At 65.0% G+C, this 457-nt stretch carries 1 pseudogene; it reads right to left on the reverse strand.

Annotation, left to right across the window (positions count from 1 at the left end):
• Positions 1-143: 143 nt before the first annotated feature.
• A pseudogene (locus C1631_RS25525) lies at positions 144-457 on the reverse strand (hypothetical protein); the annotation flags it as partial.

The following is a 457-nucleotide window of genomic DNA, read 5'->3' on the forward strand; positions in this document are numbered from 1 at the left end:
CGGCGGCAAGCACGCAGAGCAGACCGGCCGCGAATGTCCGGCTCACGCATCGTCCCGAAAGCTGGCCGCCGGCTTTCGGAAAAAGACGATGCCCGCACAAAAGGCGAGAGCATCGGCCTGGATCCGAGATCCGGGATGAGGGTCTACGCACTGAAGACGAGCCGGCTGCCGGTGGTCGGGACGATCACGTTCTCCGGCATCTGCGCCTGCGCCTCGAGGGCGAAGTTCAGGCCGCTGCAATGCATCGGCACGACGACGTCGGGCTGAAGTTTTTTGATCTCGGCCACGACCTGGGTCAGGTAGTCCTTCGGCGCCGGTCCGAGATGGAACCCGCCGACGATGGCGTGGACGCGCTCGATCCCTGAGACCTCCTGCGCTTGGCGCACGGAGTTGACGATGCCGACATGGCCGCAGGACGAGATCACCACGAGGCCCTTGCCCTTCACGTTGAAGCAGG

This window comes from Chryseobacterium phosphatilyticum (assembly GCF_002899825.2).
Taxonomy (GTDB): Bacteria; Bacteroidota; Bacteroidia; order Flavobacteriales; family Weeksellaceae; genus Chryseobacterium; species Chryseobacterium phosphatilyticum.